The following is a 17,360-nucleotide window of genomic DNA, read 5'->3' on the forward strand; positions in this document are numbered from 1 at the left end:
GCACTCTCTCGAATGCTGGTTATATTACAACCTTGAATTTAATTATTTTTCTTGTCTACTTGACAAGGGATGTATCATATTTATTCTAGTCTTTTATTAAAACTTTCAGAAATTAATTTAATATTATCACCAATTATTTTAATTCCCTTCTTTATATCTTCATCTTTTACTCGTCCAAAACCTATTCTAAAAGTATTTAAACATTTATCATCTTCATAAAAAATATCGCCAGGCATAAATATTACACCATTTTTATAACATAAATCTAAAAGATTTCTAGAATTTATAGTATCTTTTAGTTTTATAAAAATGTGTAATCCACCTTCGCCTGTAACATATTCATAAGGAATATATTTATTAACCATATCCATAACAAGAAGATATTTATTTCTATAATATTTACGTACATTTTTTAAATATCTAGTAAAAGCTCCGCTTTTTAGATAATAATAAAAAGCACTTTGATCTAAAAATGATGAATGAATAGTTTTACCACGTTTTACACTTTCTAAAATATCTATAAGTTTAGTATCTCCAAATATCCATCCAATCCTTAAGCCAGGGAATAGTACTTTAGACAAACTTCCTATATATATAACGCCATTACCTTCGCCAGTTAGTGAAGCAATAGGATCAATAGGGGAACTAGAGTAGAGTAGCTCTTCATTAAATCCATCTTCTATTATAGGTACAGAGTGTTTTCTAAAAAGTTTATATATTTCCTTTCGTCTTTCAGTTTTAGTTACTATACCAGTTGGATTATTATAAGATGGGATTAAGTATCCAAATTTAGGACTACATTTGTTTAAAACATTTTCGAGTTCTGTTAAATCCATACCTTCTTTATCCATTTCAACTTGTATAATCTTTAATCCATAAGATTTCATTATTTTTAAAGCAGTATTATGTGTTGGTTTCTCACATAATATAATATCTCCTGGATTCGTTAAAGAACTAATAACTATATCAAAAGCTTCAGTAAATCCATTTGTTATTAAAATATCCTTATTAATTACATTTACTCTTTTTTCTTTCATATATTCAAAAAAATAATCTATTAAAGGCTGATATCCTTTTGCATATCCATAATTTAAAAGATTTGATTCTTCATATGTCCATGCATCTAAAAGGGACCTTTTAAAATCATCAAGATTAAAAAGATCACTTTCTGGAGATATAGATTTAAAAGATATCATACCTTTTTTATAAGGAAGTTCAGTTTTTATAATATCAAAATCTCTAAGAGTATTTGCATAAGTATTAATTATGGAAGAGTAGTCTATATTATATTCATAAAATTCATTCTTACATTCTATTGAAATGAAAGTGCCGATTCCTTTTTTTGTAATTATAATTCCTTCACTTTCTAATTTTTCATAGGCGGAAATAACAGAATTTCTACTTACATTTAAAAATTTACTTACTTCTCTAGTTGATGGAAGCTTACTATCTTTTTTTAATTCTCCATTTTTAATTCCATCGATAATATGTTTTTCTATTTGCATATAAATAGGTTCATCCTTATTTATATTAAGAGTAGAAAATATCAATATTAAATCACCCCTTATTTAAATTTAATTAAAAATAAGCTTTGTTATTAATACACATAAAGAAACCAATAGATTAGATATGTGCCTGAATATTATTATAACAAGTCTTTTACATTATTTACAATGAAAGATTTAAACTCTGTTTTGTAAAAGATAAAATCAAAATAGCACTTAATATTATTAATTATGTTTTATATTTTGTTTTATAAATGTATACAACAAAGTACCTATTTCAGTAAGAGATTTGTTTTTTGTTTGTACAAACCATAAAGAAGGACTAAATGTTTCGGGATCTTCTTCAACTGGTATTATTTTTATATCAGATAGCTTCTCTGAAAAATCGTTTATCATGGTATAGTCCGGTCCAAATGAAATAGCCATGTTTTGTTGAATAGTATTCATAATAGAGTTAAGAGTATTAGTTTTAAATAAAATATGTGCTGATTTATGAGTTTTACCTTCTATATAACTTAAGTGATTTAGTATAAAGTTATCTTGATAAATAGCTAAGGGATATTCAATAATTTTATCATAGGTCAAAATATTATAAGTAGAAAGAGGAGAATTTCTATTCACAGCAAAACAAAATGAACCATTTGTAATTTTAGTAAGTTTATATGATAAATTGTGATTTTTGATATTATCAGTAAAAGCAATTAAAGCAAAATCAAACTTTTGTTGTTGTAATGATTTTAAAAGTTCTTGTGTATTTTGTTCAATAATTAAAGTTTCAATAAATGGAAATTCATTTTGAAGTACTTGTAGTGATTTAATAAGAGGATAATTAACACCAGGAATGCATCCAATTATTAGTTTTATTTTTGGAAAATTAATTCTGTTTGAAACATAATCATATATATCAAGTTGTTTTTCTAAAATAATATGAGCATTTTTTATTATATATTGTCCTTTAGTAGTTGGAAAACTACCTTGTTTTGAACGTGTAAAAATATTTATTCCAAGTTCTTTCTCTAAACTTGAAACTGCTTGACTAACCGCGGATGTAGTTATATGAAGTTTATTTGCTGTTTTGGAAAAACTTTTTTCTTGAGACAATGTTGTGATAATTTGAAGTTGTTCAAAATTCATAAAATTTTCAATCCTTTACTTAGTTTAGTTTTACTTAACAATAAGTTAAATTTATTTAATTTTACTTAATTATTATTAGAATGTAAACTAATAATATAAACAAGGTTTAGGTAATAGATTAAATTTTAAGAGTACATACATAATTGTAGAATGGAGAAAATTAAAATATGAATAAAGGGGAGATTGGACAATGTGTACAAGTGTAACATTAGAAACTAAAGATAAACATCATTTACTTGGACGTACAATGGATTTCGCTATGGATTTCAATCAATCAATTAATATTATTCCTAGAAATTATAAATGGACAAATATAATAAATAAAAAAGTTTTAAAAACTAAATACGGTATGGTAGGAATGTCTGTTGTTATAGATAAGAATCCTATTTTAGCAGATGGAGTAAATGAGAAAGGCTTAATGTGTGCAACTCTTTATCTACCAGGATTTGCAGAGTATTCAAATATAAGACTAGAGGAGAAAAATGGTATTGCTCCTCATGATTTTGTATTATGGGTATTATCAAATTTTAAAACTTTAGAGGAATTAAAGAATGCTTTAAGTAATATAGAGATAATTGATACTGAACTTTCATTATTAAAATTAACACCACCATTGCATTGGATAGTATCTGATAAAACAGGGAAAAGTATTGTCATTGAGAGAACAAAAAATGGAATTGAAGTTTTTAATAATCCAATTGGAGTTATGACAAACAGTCCAGATTTTCAATGGCATTTAACTAATTTACGTCAATATATTGGATTAAGAGCAAAACAATTTTCACCAGTTACATGGTCAGATATAGATTTATCAGCATTCAGCCAGGGATCAGGTACATTTGGGTTACCAGGGGATTTCACTCCACCTTCTCGTTTTGTTAGAGCAGCATATTTAAAGAGTAATCTAACACAAATTGATGATGAATTACAAGGAGTAAGTGGAGTATTTCATATTCTTTCTAATTGTGAAGTTCCTAAAGGTACTGTTGTAACACTTGAAAATACTGAAGATATTTCAATATATACTTCTGCAATGTGTAGTGAATCATGTACATACTATTATCATACTTATGATAATAGTCAAGTTTCAGCAATTCATTTGCTTAATGAAAATTTAGATATGCTTGAAATTAAGAATTATCCGTTTAGAAGAGAACAAATAATCAATAATGAAAATTAATTTATAATATTAATTACAATAGAACTATATTTTAAAATACATTTATAAGATTTGTATTTAAAATATAGTTCTTTTTTATATTTGTATTGTTATTTATTATAAATAAGTTAGTCTATAAATACATATTTTTTAACGATTATCTTTATCATAACTAAATCAAGTAAAACTTTTACTAATCATAAATTAATAAAAATTTTTAAACAATCTAATAATATAGATATTATATTTAAAATTTAGCATAACCAGTTTTTTACAAATATAGTTTAAAGGTATGGGTTTGATAAGAAAAATGATATTTAGATAATTCGCTATGTTTTAAGTGAATGTTGATATTCTAAAACATAGCCTAATAATTAAATTACTAAGGAGGAAATATAGTGAAAAACATATTTGAAATTTATAAAAAAGATATAAGTAGTATATTTAAAAATTATGCAGCACTTATTGTAGTAATAGCTTTATGTATGCTCCCATCTTTATATGCTTGGTTTAATATAATGGCATCTTGGGATCCCTATGCTCCACAAGCAACAAGCCAAATTAAAATTGGAGTGGTAAATAAAGATATTGGAGCATCATTAAATGGAGACGATATAAATTTAGGGAATAAAATAATTGAAGAATTAAAAAATAATGATTTAATGGGATGGCAATTTGTAAGTGAAGATGAAGCAAGTGATGCACTTCAAAAAGGAAAATATTATGCATCAATAACAATACCAGAGGAGTTTTCAAGTCAAATGACTTCCATAATTACTAGTGAAATAAAAAAAGGAGACATAATATATACTGTTAATGAAAAAATTAATGCAATTGCACCAAAGCTTACAAATAAAGGAGCAACAGGGGTTCAAGAAAATATAAGTAAAAGTCTTATAGAAACCGTAAGTAAAACTTTACTTACAGTTTCAAAAGAACTAGGACTTGAATTAGAAGAGCAGCTTCCAACTATATCAAGAATTTATAATATGTTAAATGAAATAAGGGGGAAATTTTCAGAAATAAATAATACAGTTAATTTAGCTTATAATGGAGCAATTAAAATTAGGGACTTATCAAATAAAGTTAAAAATGATATACCATTAATTCAAAATACATTAATAAATGCTAAAGATTTAACTAGTGAAGTAGGGGATTTTATAACATCTTCAAAGGAGGAACTATCAAGGTTATCTCCAACTATTAAGGAAGACATTAGAATAATAAATGAGATAAGCAAAGAAGTATTACAAGATACTGATACAATTATTGGAGCAATAAATTCAGGTTCTAAAAATGCTTTGGATATGGTAAATAATTTAATAAATAGAGTAGATATTTTAGATAAGACAACAAAATCGTTAATAAAATTATTAGAAGCATTAAATAATTTATCATCTAATAAACCATTAGATGCTATTATAACTAGATTAGAAGAAGTTGGAACTAAAATAGGTAAATTACAGGAAGAGTTAAAAAACGTTAAAGATTCATTAGAGACAGGTGAAATTCCAGATTTAACTTTATTAGATAATATAAAAACATTGGTTAATGATATATCTTTAATAAGTGGAGAGATTTATGCAAAATTTGATTCTGAAATTGCACCTAAAATAAGTAAAATATTTGATGATGCTTTTGAAGTATCACAAAATATATTAAATGTATTAAATGAAGCAGAAAATAAATTACCAGATATAGAAAGCATACTAAATACAGTTTATGAAGGTGCTGATAAAGGAATCAATGAAATAGCTTTTGTTAAAGAAAATTTACCAGAAGCTGAAAATATGATAAGTGAATTAACAAATAAGATAGGTAAGGTTAATGATGATGAAAGTCTAAAACAGCTAATAAATTTATTAAAAAATAATGTGCAAGAAAGAACAAATTTTTTATCAAATCCAGTAAATTTAATTGAAAAACAGTTATATCCTATGGGGAATTATGGAACAGCAATGACTCCTTTTTATACAATATTATCTTTTTGGGTTGGACTCCTTCTATTATCATCTATTTTAACAGTTGATGTGCATGGAAACTATAAATCAGTAGAGATTTACTTCGGAAAATTATTATTGTTTATTACTTTAGCTTTAATTCAGTCAATGATTGTATCATTAGGAGATCTTTATATACTAAAGATCTATTGCTTAAATCCTATATTATTTATAATAGGATCATTATTTTCAAGTATAGTATTTGCATTCATAGTTTATTCAGCATGTTCCGTATTTGGAAATGTAGGAAAAGTTATAGGTATAGTGTTATTAGTATTACAAATAGGAGGATCAGGAGGCACATTTCCAATTGAATTAACTCCTAAATTTTTTCAAAGATTAAATCCACTTTTACCATTTACATATGCTATATCTTTTTTAAGAGAATGCATAGGAGGAATAGTAAAAGAAGTATTAATTAAAGATATAATAGCGTTGTCAGTTTATATAATGATATCAATAATAATAGGAATAGTCTTAAAAAAACCATTTAGTAGGATTGTAAATAAATTTTCTAATAAATTTAAAGAAAGTGGGATTGGAGAAGAGTAAAAGTTTATATAAATTTTAGAGGTTATTATGTAAAAATTTCTCTTTATTTAATTTTTTGTAGATGTTATAATAAATACTTGTTGATAATTGTAAAGTTTATTAATTATATAAAGTTAATTTGTAATTAATAATCAAATAAATAGTACTCATATGAAATTTAATTAAAAATAATATAATATATTGTTAGGTGAGGCTCCTATAAAGAAATACGCTACTGCCTAGAAAAATCTAGAGATTCCAATAGGTTAACAGAAATCATCGCAAAGGTGTTTTTTAATGTAGCTGATATATAATATATCTACGCTTTATAGTGCTAAAGCTCTACGAAAAAATAAAAAGAGTAAACTTTTTGCGTAGAGTAAAAAGTTTACTCTTTTCATTTAATAAATAATTTATAGTAAAAAGGAATTATTAGATTAATGAAAAACCGATTAAATTAATTTAAATAAGGTGGTGGTATAAATGGATTCTGATCCGAGTATTAGGGGTAATAAAAAAATTAAATATAGTATTCAGAGGAAGATGAATTTTATTTATATCATATATAATAAAGGAAGCTTCCTCTAATAAAGGAGGATGTTATATGAATAATATAGAGATGAATAAGGAAGAACTAAGAAAATTTTTACTTTATGCACCACAGGAAAATATTATTAAGTATGTGGAGACGGTTCATCCAGTAGATATATTAGATGTAATAAGGGAAAATCCAACTGATAGCTTTGATATAATGAATAGATTATCAGAGAAAATAATTGCATCAATTATAGATGAAGCAGAAGATGATGAAAAGTATGGAATACTTGTGAAGTTTTCTGATAATAAACAAAAAAATATAGTAGAAGAAATGTCTTCAGATGAATTAACAGATCTTTTAGGAATATTGGATGAAGAACAAGCAAATGATTTGTTGTCAAAAATGACAGTTGAAGATGCCAGAAATATACGTAAATTATTAAGTTATGCATCTGATACAGCAGCAGGTATTATGGCAACTGAATTTATTTCAGTGAAAGAAAATATGACTGTTAAAGAGACAATAGAATATTTACAAAAGACTAAAGAAGATAATGAAAATATTTATGATCTTTATGTTGTAGATAATTTCTATATGTTAAAAGGTATAGTTTCATTAAAAGATGTTGTGACTAATAAATTTGATACAAAAATTTCAAACATAATACAAACAGAAATACATCCTATTCCATTTGATATGGATCAAGAGCAAGTAGCCAATAAATTTGCAAAGTATGGTTTTTTTACAGTGCCAGTAGTAGATAATTTTAATAGATTACTTGGAATAATAACAGCGGATGATGTAATGCAAATAATAAGAGATGAAAGCACAGAAGATATTCATCGTTTGGGTGGAGTTCCAGATTCAGAAAGAATTAGTGGCACTTTAATAGAATCTGTAAAATATAGATTACCATGGTTAATTATTAATCTTATTACAGCTATTTTAGCAGCTTCAATAGTAGGAATATTTGAAGGTACTATTGAACAAGTTGTATCTCTTGCTACATTTATGCCAATAGTTGCAGGAATGGGAGGAAATGCAGGAACTCAAACATTAACTATTATTGTACGAGGATTAGCATTAGGTGAATTAAGTTACAAAAATGTTAAACATATATTATTAAAGGAAGCTGGTATAGGAGTAATTACAGGTACATGTATTGGTATTATAATTGCAATATTAGGATATGCTTGGGAAAGAAATGTTATATTTGGTATTGTTATTGGTGTTGCAATGATATTAAATATGATAATTGCTACAGTATCAGGATTTATTGTACCTGTAGTTCTTAAAAGGCTTAAAATTGATCCAGCATTAGCATCATCAATATTTGTAACAACATTTACTGATGTTTTAGGATTTTTCTTTTTCTTAGGACTAGCAACAATATTTATTAGCTATCTAATATAAAATATTATAAATATAATAACTTAATTAGAATATATATATTAAGTATTAATTTAAAATAATTAAAAGTCATAATTATGAGTAGATATTATAATTATGACTTTTATATTTATTTAACAAATTGATTAGTCCTTCCCATTAAATAAGCTAATTTTATAATATCTTGTTCTTCTTTAGTCATTTTTCTATTATATATTTTTTCAAATTCTTTTATTAAAGCAATGTTATCGATTGTTTTTTTACGATTAGATATTTTTCGAGATAAATTAGTGGTATAAATTCTAGGTTTTATATTTTCATTATAAATTTTCTTAAAAACCTCTGATGTATAATAAGCATCATAATAAGCATCGTGAAATTCATCTTTATTCACTATATTTAGAAGCTCAACAGCATTTTTTAAACCTATTTTACATCCTTTTTCAACGTTAAAATATTTAGATGCACATTCTTGAACATCAATATAATATTTAGAAATTAATGATGTAGATAATTTATAATATTTTATATTTCTTAAAAGTTCTTTAATATCTACTTTTCCCCAAACACAAAAAACAGTCTCAGTATCTCCTACAAATTTTAAAAAATCTTTGTAAATTTTAGGAAAATTTTCACAAGAACTAAGCATTTTACTATTTATTTTAGTTAATTTTTCTACATATGGATGTATTGTAGTATATACTGTTGGATTAATTAAAGTATTAAATTTAGAAATTATATTAAAATTTTGATCAAGTTTTATTGCTCCAATTTGAATAATTTCAAATGGTAAATCTTTAATATTATTTGTATCATCTTTAGGAATACTTGGATCTCTCTGATTAAATTCTAAATCATATATTATATAATTCATATGTTCACCTACTTTTTAGAATTGATAAGGCATATGAACGCAAATAAAGAGTCCAAAATGCCTAAACTATATAACTTCTTGAAAAAATTGTATAGTAATATAAATTTAAAGACTGTATAAGATTATACAATATATAGAATTTTTTAACAAGAAATTAAAAAATATTTGGAATAAGCAGAAAAACTAATATATTTCATATTAAATTCATCAAATCTTCAAAAAACCATCACATTAGGAATTTATACTAATAATATCGAAAGGGTAATTAAAATATATTATACAACTTTTGATAGTCTATCTAAAAAATAAATTAAAAATTAATTGTAGAGAGGATCTGAATGAAATGAAAGTAAAAAAAGTTTTATCAATATTATCTTTAGTAACAGTGATGGGAACAATGGGGGTAACAGCTTTTGCATCAGATGCACCAAATACTTCTGTTACAACTGGTAGTGCAGTATCAGAAAATAAAAATGATGAGAATTTTAAATGTTATAAGAACTCTTCAATGGGGAAAGAAAATAATAAATTAAGACATGGTGAAAATTGTGATATGAAAGAGAAATATTCATCACTTACAGATGAACAAAAACAAGAATTTAATACATTAAAAGATCAACAAAAAGGTGTTGAAAGTCAAATTGTTGATAAATATTTAGAGTTTGGTGTAATAGATCAAGATGAAGCTGATAATATCAAAACACATTTAACAGAAGATAAATCTAAAATGATGGAAAATAAAAAAGAAAATAGACAAGAAATGAAGGGTCAAGGAAAAGAAAAGAATCAAGAAAGACAAACTAAAATGAATGAGATGCAACAAAAATGGTCATCACTTACAGATGAGCAAAAAGAAGAAATTTACAAACTAAAAGATGAGCAAACAGATATTCAAAGCCAAATTATTGATAAAAAGTTAGAACTTGAAATAATTACTCAAGAACAAGCAGACAATATGAAAACTCATTTAACAGAATGTAAAACAACAATGAGAGAAGATGGGAAAATGCCTATGAATGGAGGTTTTGGAAAAGGAGAAAGAGGATTTAAAGGTAAAGCTAAATAGATTTAGTTAAGAAATTGACCTCTTATCAGAGTATAGAATATAATCTGATAAGAGGTTTTTGGTATGATTTATAAAAAACTTTAAACTATGGTTATAATATATATGATTCTAATTAGATAGTGTTAATATATATTTTTTATAAAAATTATAAATGTATTAAATTAATTATAATATATATATATTTATTTAGGAGTTGAAATATAATGGCAAAGATTTTAGTGGTTGATGATGAAGAAAAAATAAGACTTCTTATAAAAAAATATGCAATTTTTGAAAATCATGAAGTATATGAAGCTGAAAACGGTATAAAAGCAATTAAGCTTTGTGAGAATAATGTATTTGATATAATAATTATGGACATTATGATGCCAGAACTTGATGGGTTTTCAACAGTAAATGAAATAAGAAAAACAATAAATACACCAGTATTAATGCTTTCAGCAAGAGGAGAAGAATATGATAAAATCCATGGATTTGAAATAGGTATAGATGATTATGTAGTAAAACCATTTTCACCCAAAGAACTTATGATGCGTGTAAATGCTATTATTAAAAGAACGAGTAATTTTAATGATATAAAAAGAGATGCTTTCGTAAAAGATGGATTAATGATTGATTTTTTAGGAAGAATTGTTACTATAGATAAAGAAAAAATTAATATGTCTCCTAAGGAATATGATTTATTATTTTATATGGTAAAGAATCGTAATATTGCTCTTAGTAGAGAAAAGCTTATTACTGAAGTTTGGGGGTATGATTTTAATGGAGATGATCGTACACTTGACACCCACATAAAATTATTAAGAAAATCTTTAGGTGAATATAGTAAAATGATAGTAACACTGCGAGGGGTTGGATATAGATTTGAAGCTTAATAAACTCAGTATAAAGTGGAAGATATTTATATATTTAATAGGATTTTGTTCTGCATTACTAATATTACTTTGGCTTTTTCAAGTGGTTTTTTTAGAAAGATTTTATAAAATAGTAAAAATAGATTCTATTAAAAGTAATGCAAATACTATAATAAAAAACTTAGATAATGATGATATAGATTTACTTATAAAAAGTATTTCTCAAAATGAGGATATGTGTATTGAAATTTTTTCGGAATATGGAACACTACTAAATGAATCTAATAATATAATGAGTCCTGTTATATATAAATTAACACAATATGAAAAAGATAATTTAAAATTAAATCTTCAAAGAGAAGGTGGAGAGTTTTTATATTATTTTAATAAAGATAATTTAAAAGAAATAAAACACTATCAAAAAATGAATGGAAAAATGGGTAAGAATATAGATGAAAGTATACTATATGGTAAGTTAGCTGAAAATAAAAATGGAGAAATAAGAATAATTGTAATAAATTCTATGATATCTCCTGTTAATGCAACTGTTCAAACTTTAAGAATACAACTTTATTATATTACTGGCTTTATGCTTCTTTTTTCTATAATATTAGCTTTTATAATTTCTAAAAAAGTATCAAAACCAATTGTAGCTATAAATAAAAGTGCAAAAGTGCTTGCAAAAGCAGATTATTCAGTTGAATTTAAAGGAGATGGATATAAGGAGATTTCAGAACTTGCATCTACTTTAAATTATGCAGCTAAAGAACTATCAAAAGTTGATAATCTAAGAAAAGAACTTATTGCTAATATATCTCATGATTTACGTACTCCACTTACACTTATATCAGGTTATGCGGAAATTATGAGAGATTTACCAAATGAAAATACTATAGATAATGTACAAATTATCATTGATGAAACAAAACGTCTTACAACACTTGTAAATGATATGCTTGATATTTCAAAGTTTCAAGCGGGAATAATAAATTTATCTATTAGTAGTTTTAATCTAACAAAGACTATAAAAGAAATAATAATGCGTTTTTCAGAATTGACTAAAAAAGATGGATACAATATAGAATTTAGTTATGATCAAGATATGTTTGTGACAGCGGATAAAGTTAAGATTACTCAAGTAATTTATAATTTATTAACAAACGCTATTAACTATACAGGTAGTGATAAAAAAGTTATTATAAAGCAGATTGTAAGTAATGGCTTTGTTAAAGTAGAAATTATTGACACTGGTGAGGGGATATCAGAAGAAGAATTATCATATATTTGGGAAAGATATTATAAGAGTAATAAATCACATAAGAGAGCAGTAACGGGAACAGGACTAGGTCTTTCAATTGTTAAGTCTATTTTGGAAAGTCATAAAGGTCTAACTTATGGAGTAAAATCAAAATTAAAAAAGGGAAGTATATTTTGGTTTAAACTTAAGAGTGATGAAAAGAAATAATAGATTTAGATATCTAAGGCATATGAAAGAAAATAATAAGTCAAAGATTTTGAGGACATTTTGCGTCAGACAAGGAAGTGAAGCCACGGAATAGCTCAGCTATTACGTGGTTTCGCTGACGAAGTATGACACAAAATAGGCCAAAAGATTCACTTAGTATTTTTTTGAATATGCCTAAATTATTGTTTCTTTTTATTTGTTTAAAAGTTAATTATTTTATAAATAATTAATATATTTAATGATATTTGTAAATACTTAAATTGAGTAATAACTTATTTAAATAGGGGTGATAATTTGGATAATATAGAAGAAATTAAGATTAAAGAAAAAAAAGTTAAAAATGATGCATCCAAAACAATGCCATTAAAAAATAAAGATAAGTTAAAAATAATTCCATTAGGTGGTTTAGGAGAAATAGGAAAAAATATAACTGCATTTGAATATAATGATGAAATAATAGTTATAGATTGTGGATTATCATTTCCTGATGAAGATCTTTATGGAATTGATATCATAATTCCAGATGTTACTTATTTAATAAACAATAAGGAAAAAGTAAAAGGATTTTTTATAACTCATGGACATGAAGATCATATAGGAGGTTTACCATATATATTAAAACAAATTAATGTTCCTATATATGGTACTAAATTAACATTAGGGTTAGTAAAAACAAAATTAGAAGAACACAAAATGGTTAATGATTGCATATTAAATGTTGTTAAAGTAGATGAGTTTATAAAGTTTAAAAATTTTAAAATAGAATTTATTAAAACTAATCATAGTATACCAGATAGTTGTTCTATTTCTTTACATACTCCAGTTGGAATAGTTGTACATAGTGGAGATTTTAAGATCGATTTTACTCCAATTGATGGAGAATTTATAAATCTTCAAAGATATGCTGAGCTGGGTAAAAAAGGGGTTTTACTTCTGATGGCTGATAGTACTAATGCTTTACATAAGGGTTATACAATGTCAGAAAAAACAGTTGGTGAAACATTAGAAAATCTTTTTAGAAAAGCGACTGGTAGAGTTATAGTATCTACATTTGCATCAAATGTTCATAGGTTACAACAGATTAGCGATTGTTCTATAAAAAATGGTAGAAAAATAGCCTTTAGCGGTAGAAGTATGGAGAATATATGCAAAGTTGCCATAGAATTAGGATATTTGTTTATACCTGAAGAAATGATGATTGGATTAGATGAAATAAAGAATTATCCAAATGATAAAATTACAATTGTTACAACTGGAAGTCAAGGAGAATCTATGGCAGGACTTTCAAGAATAGCAGCATCAACGCATAAGTATATACAAATAGAAAAAGGAGATATGGTTATTATTTCAGCAACACCAATACCAGGAAATGAGAAAGCAGTTTCAAATTTAATAAATGATTTAACCGCAAAAGGTGCTGATGTTATATATAAAGCAATAGAAGATATTCATGTTTCAGGTCATGCCTGTGAACAAGAATTAAGAGTTATTCAAGCTATTTTAAAGCCTAAATTTTTTATTCCAGTACATGGTGAATATAAGCATTTAATTACTCATGCTAAAATTGCAAATAGTATGGGCGTAGACAAATCTAATACATTTATTTTAGAAACAGGAGATATATTTGAATTATCTAAGAAAGAAGGTAGAGTAGTAGGAAAAGCACCAGCAGGAAGGGTACTTGTAGATGGATTAGGTGTAGGTGATGTAGGCAGTATGGTGTTAAGAGATAGAAAGAATTTAGCTGAAGATGGACTTATAACTGTAGTTGTAGCTATAGACATAAGAAATAAAATTATATTGTCAGGACCTGATATAGTATCAAGAGGATTTGTATATGTCCGAGGTTCAGAAGAATTAATTAAAGATGTTAAAAGTATAGTTACTAAGGTAGTAGAAAATTGTTTAGATAATAATATTACTCAATGGGCTGAAATAAAAAATAGAATAAGAAGAGAAGTAGATAATTTTGTATATACAAAAATGAAAAGAAAACCTATGATTTTACCAGTAATTGTTGAGATATAAAAAATTAGTATCATTTATAAATATTTTTAAATTTATATTAATGAACAAACTATATAGGTACTTATATATTTAGCTATTTAAAATACTTTATTATTATTTTAAATAGCTTTTTTATTTCAAATTTAAGAAATAAAACTTAAAGAATAAAAAATAATCGTATTATATAGTATTATTTTGATAATTTTTTATTTAGATAAATGTTAGTAATTGTGGTAATATATCAGTAAACAAGTAATTTGTGATAATTAAAATTACATAAATTAATATTAAATGGAGATTACTATGGAAAAAAATAATTATATATTAAATACTGTTGATGAAATAAGAAATGTGTTAGAACAAAATGAATACAGAAAAAAAAGATATAACTATGATATTGAATGGTTTCAAGAAAAAAAGAAACAAATTGAAAATAATATAATAAGAATTGCCATTATGGGAATAACAAGCAGTGGTAAATCTACACTGGTAAATGCTCTTTTAGGAGAAAAGATTTTACCAGTAGCAATTATTCCAAGTTCTAGTATTATTATTACAGTCTCTAAAGGAAAAATAAGACAAGCTACTGTATATTTTAAAGATAAAGAAGCAAAAGTTTTAAGTGGTAGTAATTTAAATGATAAAGTTATAGCAGAATATGCGGATGAAAGTAAAAATCCTAATAATAAATTTAAAGTTATTCAAATTGATATACAATCTCCAAAATTTTTACTTAAAGATAATATACATATTATAGATAGTCCGGGCTTAGATGCATGTGATTTAGAGATACATGAGAAGTTAACATTGGAAATATTACTTCCAACAATAGATATTTGTATATTTTTAACAACTGTTAAAGCTAATAGTGATGAAATTAATGCTGAAAAAATTAAAATTGTACATGAAAAAGAAAAGCAAATTGTTTTAGTACAAAATATGATTGATTCTATTGAGGAGAAAATAGGAAAGAATGGAATCATAGAAGAGGATAAAGAGAAAATTCTAAAAAAACATAAAAAAAGAGGAAAAAATCTTTTAAAGAGTGCAATAAATAATAATAGTGAATTTGATGTGATTCAGATATCTGCTCTTAATGCACTTAAAGGAAGGATAGCAAATGATATCAATTTATATAATAGTTCAAATATAGAATATTTAACTAAAGCTATAAATATGTGTGTTCAAAAAGTTATGCCTAAGATAAATGCATCAAGAGAGAGAAGTTTTAGTGAAAGAATTAATCACATAATTTCAACTGATAGAGAAATTATAGAAGGAAAAAATTTAGAAAATATAAATTCAATAAAAGAAATAAGTAGTGATATAGATGATATTGTATATGACTTTAAAGTTTCAAGAGAAAAAATAGAATCTAAGATTAAAATTATAGATAAAATAATTTTAGATACAATAAGTGAAATCAATGATTTTGATTCAGAAGAAGTTGAAAGTTATTCAGAAATAATAGAAAAGATAAATAATAAAAACTTAAAAATAGAAAAACAGATATTAAATATAGTTAAAGAATGTGAAAATAGTAAAAAAGAGATATATACAAAACTTAATCTAGATATAAGATATGATTATTCACTTCCTAGTATGGAAGGTAAAAATATAGATGTTAAACATAAATATGAAGAGAGAACGAGACTAATTAAGAAAGATGGGGTCTTTAACATTGGAAAAAGACTTCTATCAGATATATTTGAAACTAAATGGGGATATAAAGAGGAAGAATATGATGAAAAGGTAGTAGATAAAGATGCTACAATAGATATGGTTAAAAATGTGAGTTATCAAAATAGAAGAAAATATATGAATATATTATGGGAATGGGGAACGCAGTATAATAATTCATTAAATCTTTTTTATCATGAGATAAGTAAGAAGGAAGAGGAATATCAAAGAAAGAAAAAACAAAATATTGAATTTTATGATATAGATGAAGTTATTAAAAGTTTAAAATATATAAATAGAAAACTTAAAGAGCATAAAGCTTATGAAGATGAAATAGCAATAACAGTTAGTGAAGATATTTTAAATAAGGATATATCAAAAGAATTAACAGAGTATTCTATTTCTAATGTATCATATAATCTTTATAAATTGATTAATCAAATTTTAGAAAAAAATTATTTATTGATAGGAAATTATTTAAAGCAAAGTAGTTTAGAAAAAATAAAAACAGAAGTGCAAGACATCTTTTGGACATGGGATATTGAATCTTGTGTAAAATTTGTTTCTAGAATTAAAGGCATTTATTTAAATGAAGAGGAAAATAAGAATTTAAAGGAGAATGGAATATATTATTCTGAAAATATAATAATTATTTATGAATTATGTAAAAATAAAGAAAAATTTTTAGAGCAATTAAAAGAATTAATTGAAAAATCGTTTAATCTTTTTATAATGTTTAATGGTATTCAAATAGGAAATTCAGAAAAACAAATTATGAAAAGTAACAATCTGAATTATATTATAGAAAATAATGATATAATAGCAAATTTAGTAATAGATTCATACAAAGAATTTGTTAATGCAAACAATATAAAAGAGCTACTATTATCAGTTAGTAATTTAAGAAATAAAATTTCAAAAAAGTTTCCTAATATAATAAAAGGTAATACACTAATTAATTCTAAAAATCCTATATATAATATGGCATTAATAGAAGGAAACAAAAATGATGATTTTATAATAAGTGATTATAAGACTATAAAGGAACAATTATTTGCAAATCCATTATCAAGAGGTAAAGAAGAAAAAGAAACTCTTGAAGAAATATTAAGTTACTTTTTAAACAAGTGAAGTAAATAATAATTAAATATAAAAATT

The 17,360-nt window shown here is 24.7% G+C and carries 11 protein-coding genes and 1 riboswitch; of the genes, 8 read left to right on the top strand and 3 right to left on the bottom strand.

Features of this window, described 5'->3' with window-relative positions:
- Positions 1–80: 80 nt before the first annotated feature.
- Together KYD98_RS10545 and KYD98_RS10550 are read right to left on the bottom strand one after the other, a co-directional pair.
- Positions 81–1,550 (bottom strand): aminotransferase-like domain-containing protein, encoded by a 1,470-nt coding sequence (locus KYD98_RS10545; protein ID WP_219779951.1) that lies wholly within the window; start codon positions 1,548–1,550, stop codon positions 81–83.
- Between the two features lie 180 nt (positions 1,551–1,730).
- Positions 1,731–2,639 carry a LysR family transcriptional regulator gene (locus tag KYD98_RS10550; protein ID WP_219779953.1) on the bottom strand — a complete coding sequence of 303 codons (909 nt, stop codon included), beginning with the start codon at positions 2,637–2,639 and terminating at the stop codon, positions 1,731–1,733.
- 190 nt (positions 2,640–2,829) lie between these two features.
- On the opposite strand from KYD98_RS10550, the gene bsh reads away from it, so the two are divergent.
- The 3 genes from bsh to mgtE all read left to right on the top strand — a co-directional run bounded on the left by bsh (position 2,830) and on the right by mgtE (position 8,280).
- Positions 2,830–3,819: a choloylglycine hydrolase gene (gene bsh, locus KYD98_RS10555; RefSeq protein ID WP_219779955.1), complete on the top strand. Its 990-nt coding sequence runs from the start codon at positions 2,830–2,832 to the stop codon at positions 3,817–3,819.
- Positions 3,820–4,196: 377 nt separating this feature from the next.
- Positions 4,197–6,350 carry a YhgE/Pip domain-containing protein gene (locus tag KYD98_RS18425; protein ID WP_219779957.1) on the top strand — a complete coding sequence of 718 codons (2,154 nt, stop codon included), beginning with the start codon at positions 4,197–4,199 and terminating at the stop codon, positions 6,348–6,350.
- A gap of 172 nt (positions 6,351–6,522) precedes the next feature.
- A riboswitch (M-box (ykoK) riboswitch) is annotated at positions 6,523–6,688 on the top strand.
- 245 nt (positions 6,689–6,933) lie between these two features.
- The gene (mgtE, locus tag KYD98_RS10565; RefSeq protein WP_258049765.1) at positions 6,934–8,280 is read left to right on the top strand and encodes a magnesium transporter; all 1,347 of its coding nucleotides are present in this window, start codon (positions 6,934–6,936) and stop codon (positions 8,278–8,280) included.
- Between the two features lie 106 nt (positions 8,281–8,386).
- Here the strand turns inward: mgtE and KYD98_RS10570 are convergent, their stop codons facing one another.
- Positions 8,387–9,130, bottom strand: a complete 744-nt coding sequence (locus tag KYD98_RS10570) for a 3'-5' exonuclease (RefSeq protein ID WP_219779959.1) — start codon at positions 9,128–9,130, stop codon at positions 8,387–8,389.
- 343 nt (positions 9,131–9,473) lie between these two features.
- Here KYD98_RS10570 and KYD98_RS10575 point away from each other — a divergent pair, with 343 nt between their 5' ends.
- From KYD98_RS10575 to KYD98_RS10595, 5 genes are all read left to right on the top strand, one after another.
- Entirely contained in the window at positions 9,474–10,196 is a 723-nt protein-coding gene (locus KYD98_RS10575; RefSeq protein ID WP_219779960.1) for a DUF2680 domain-containing protein, read from the top strand.
- A 203-nt stretch (positions 10,197–10,399) separates the two neighbouring features.
- Positions 10,400–11,071 carry a response regulator transcription factor gene (locus KYD98_RS10580; RefSeq protein WP_219779962.1) on the top strand — a complete coding sequence of 224 codons (672 nt, stop codon included), beginning with the start codon at positions 10,400–10,402 and terminating at the stop codon, positions 11,069–11,071.
- Positions 11,061–12,515 carry a HAMP domain-containing sensor histidine kinase gene (locus tag KYD98_RS10585; protein WP_219779964.1) on the top strand — a complete coding sequence of 485 codons (1,455 nt, stop codon included), beginning with the start codon at positions 11,061–11,063 and terminating at the stop codon, positions 12,513–12,515. Before KYD98_RS10580 ends, KYD98_RS10585 begins: the two co-directional genes overlap by 11 nt.
- Positions 12,516–12,872: 357 nt before the next feature.
- The gene (locus KYD98_RS10590) at positions 12,873–14,543 is read left to right on the top strand and encodes a ribonuclease J (protein ID WP_219780155.1); all 1,671 of its coding nucleotides are present in this window, start codon (positions 12,873–12,875) and stop codon (positions 14,541–14,543) included.
- A gap of 282 nt (positions 14,544–14,825) precedes the next feature.
- Entirely contained in the window at positions 14,826–17,333 is a 2,508-nt protein-coding gene (locus tag KYD98_RS10595; RefSeq protein ID WP_219779966.1) for a dynamin family protein, read from the top strand.
- The last annotated feature ends 27 nt before the right edge of the window (positions 17,334–17,360 follow it).

This window comes from Clostridium weizhouense (assembly GCF_019431045.1).
Lineage (GTDB): Bacteria > Bacillota > Clostridia > Clostridiales > Clostridiaceae > Clostridium > Clostridium weizhouense.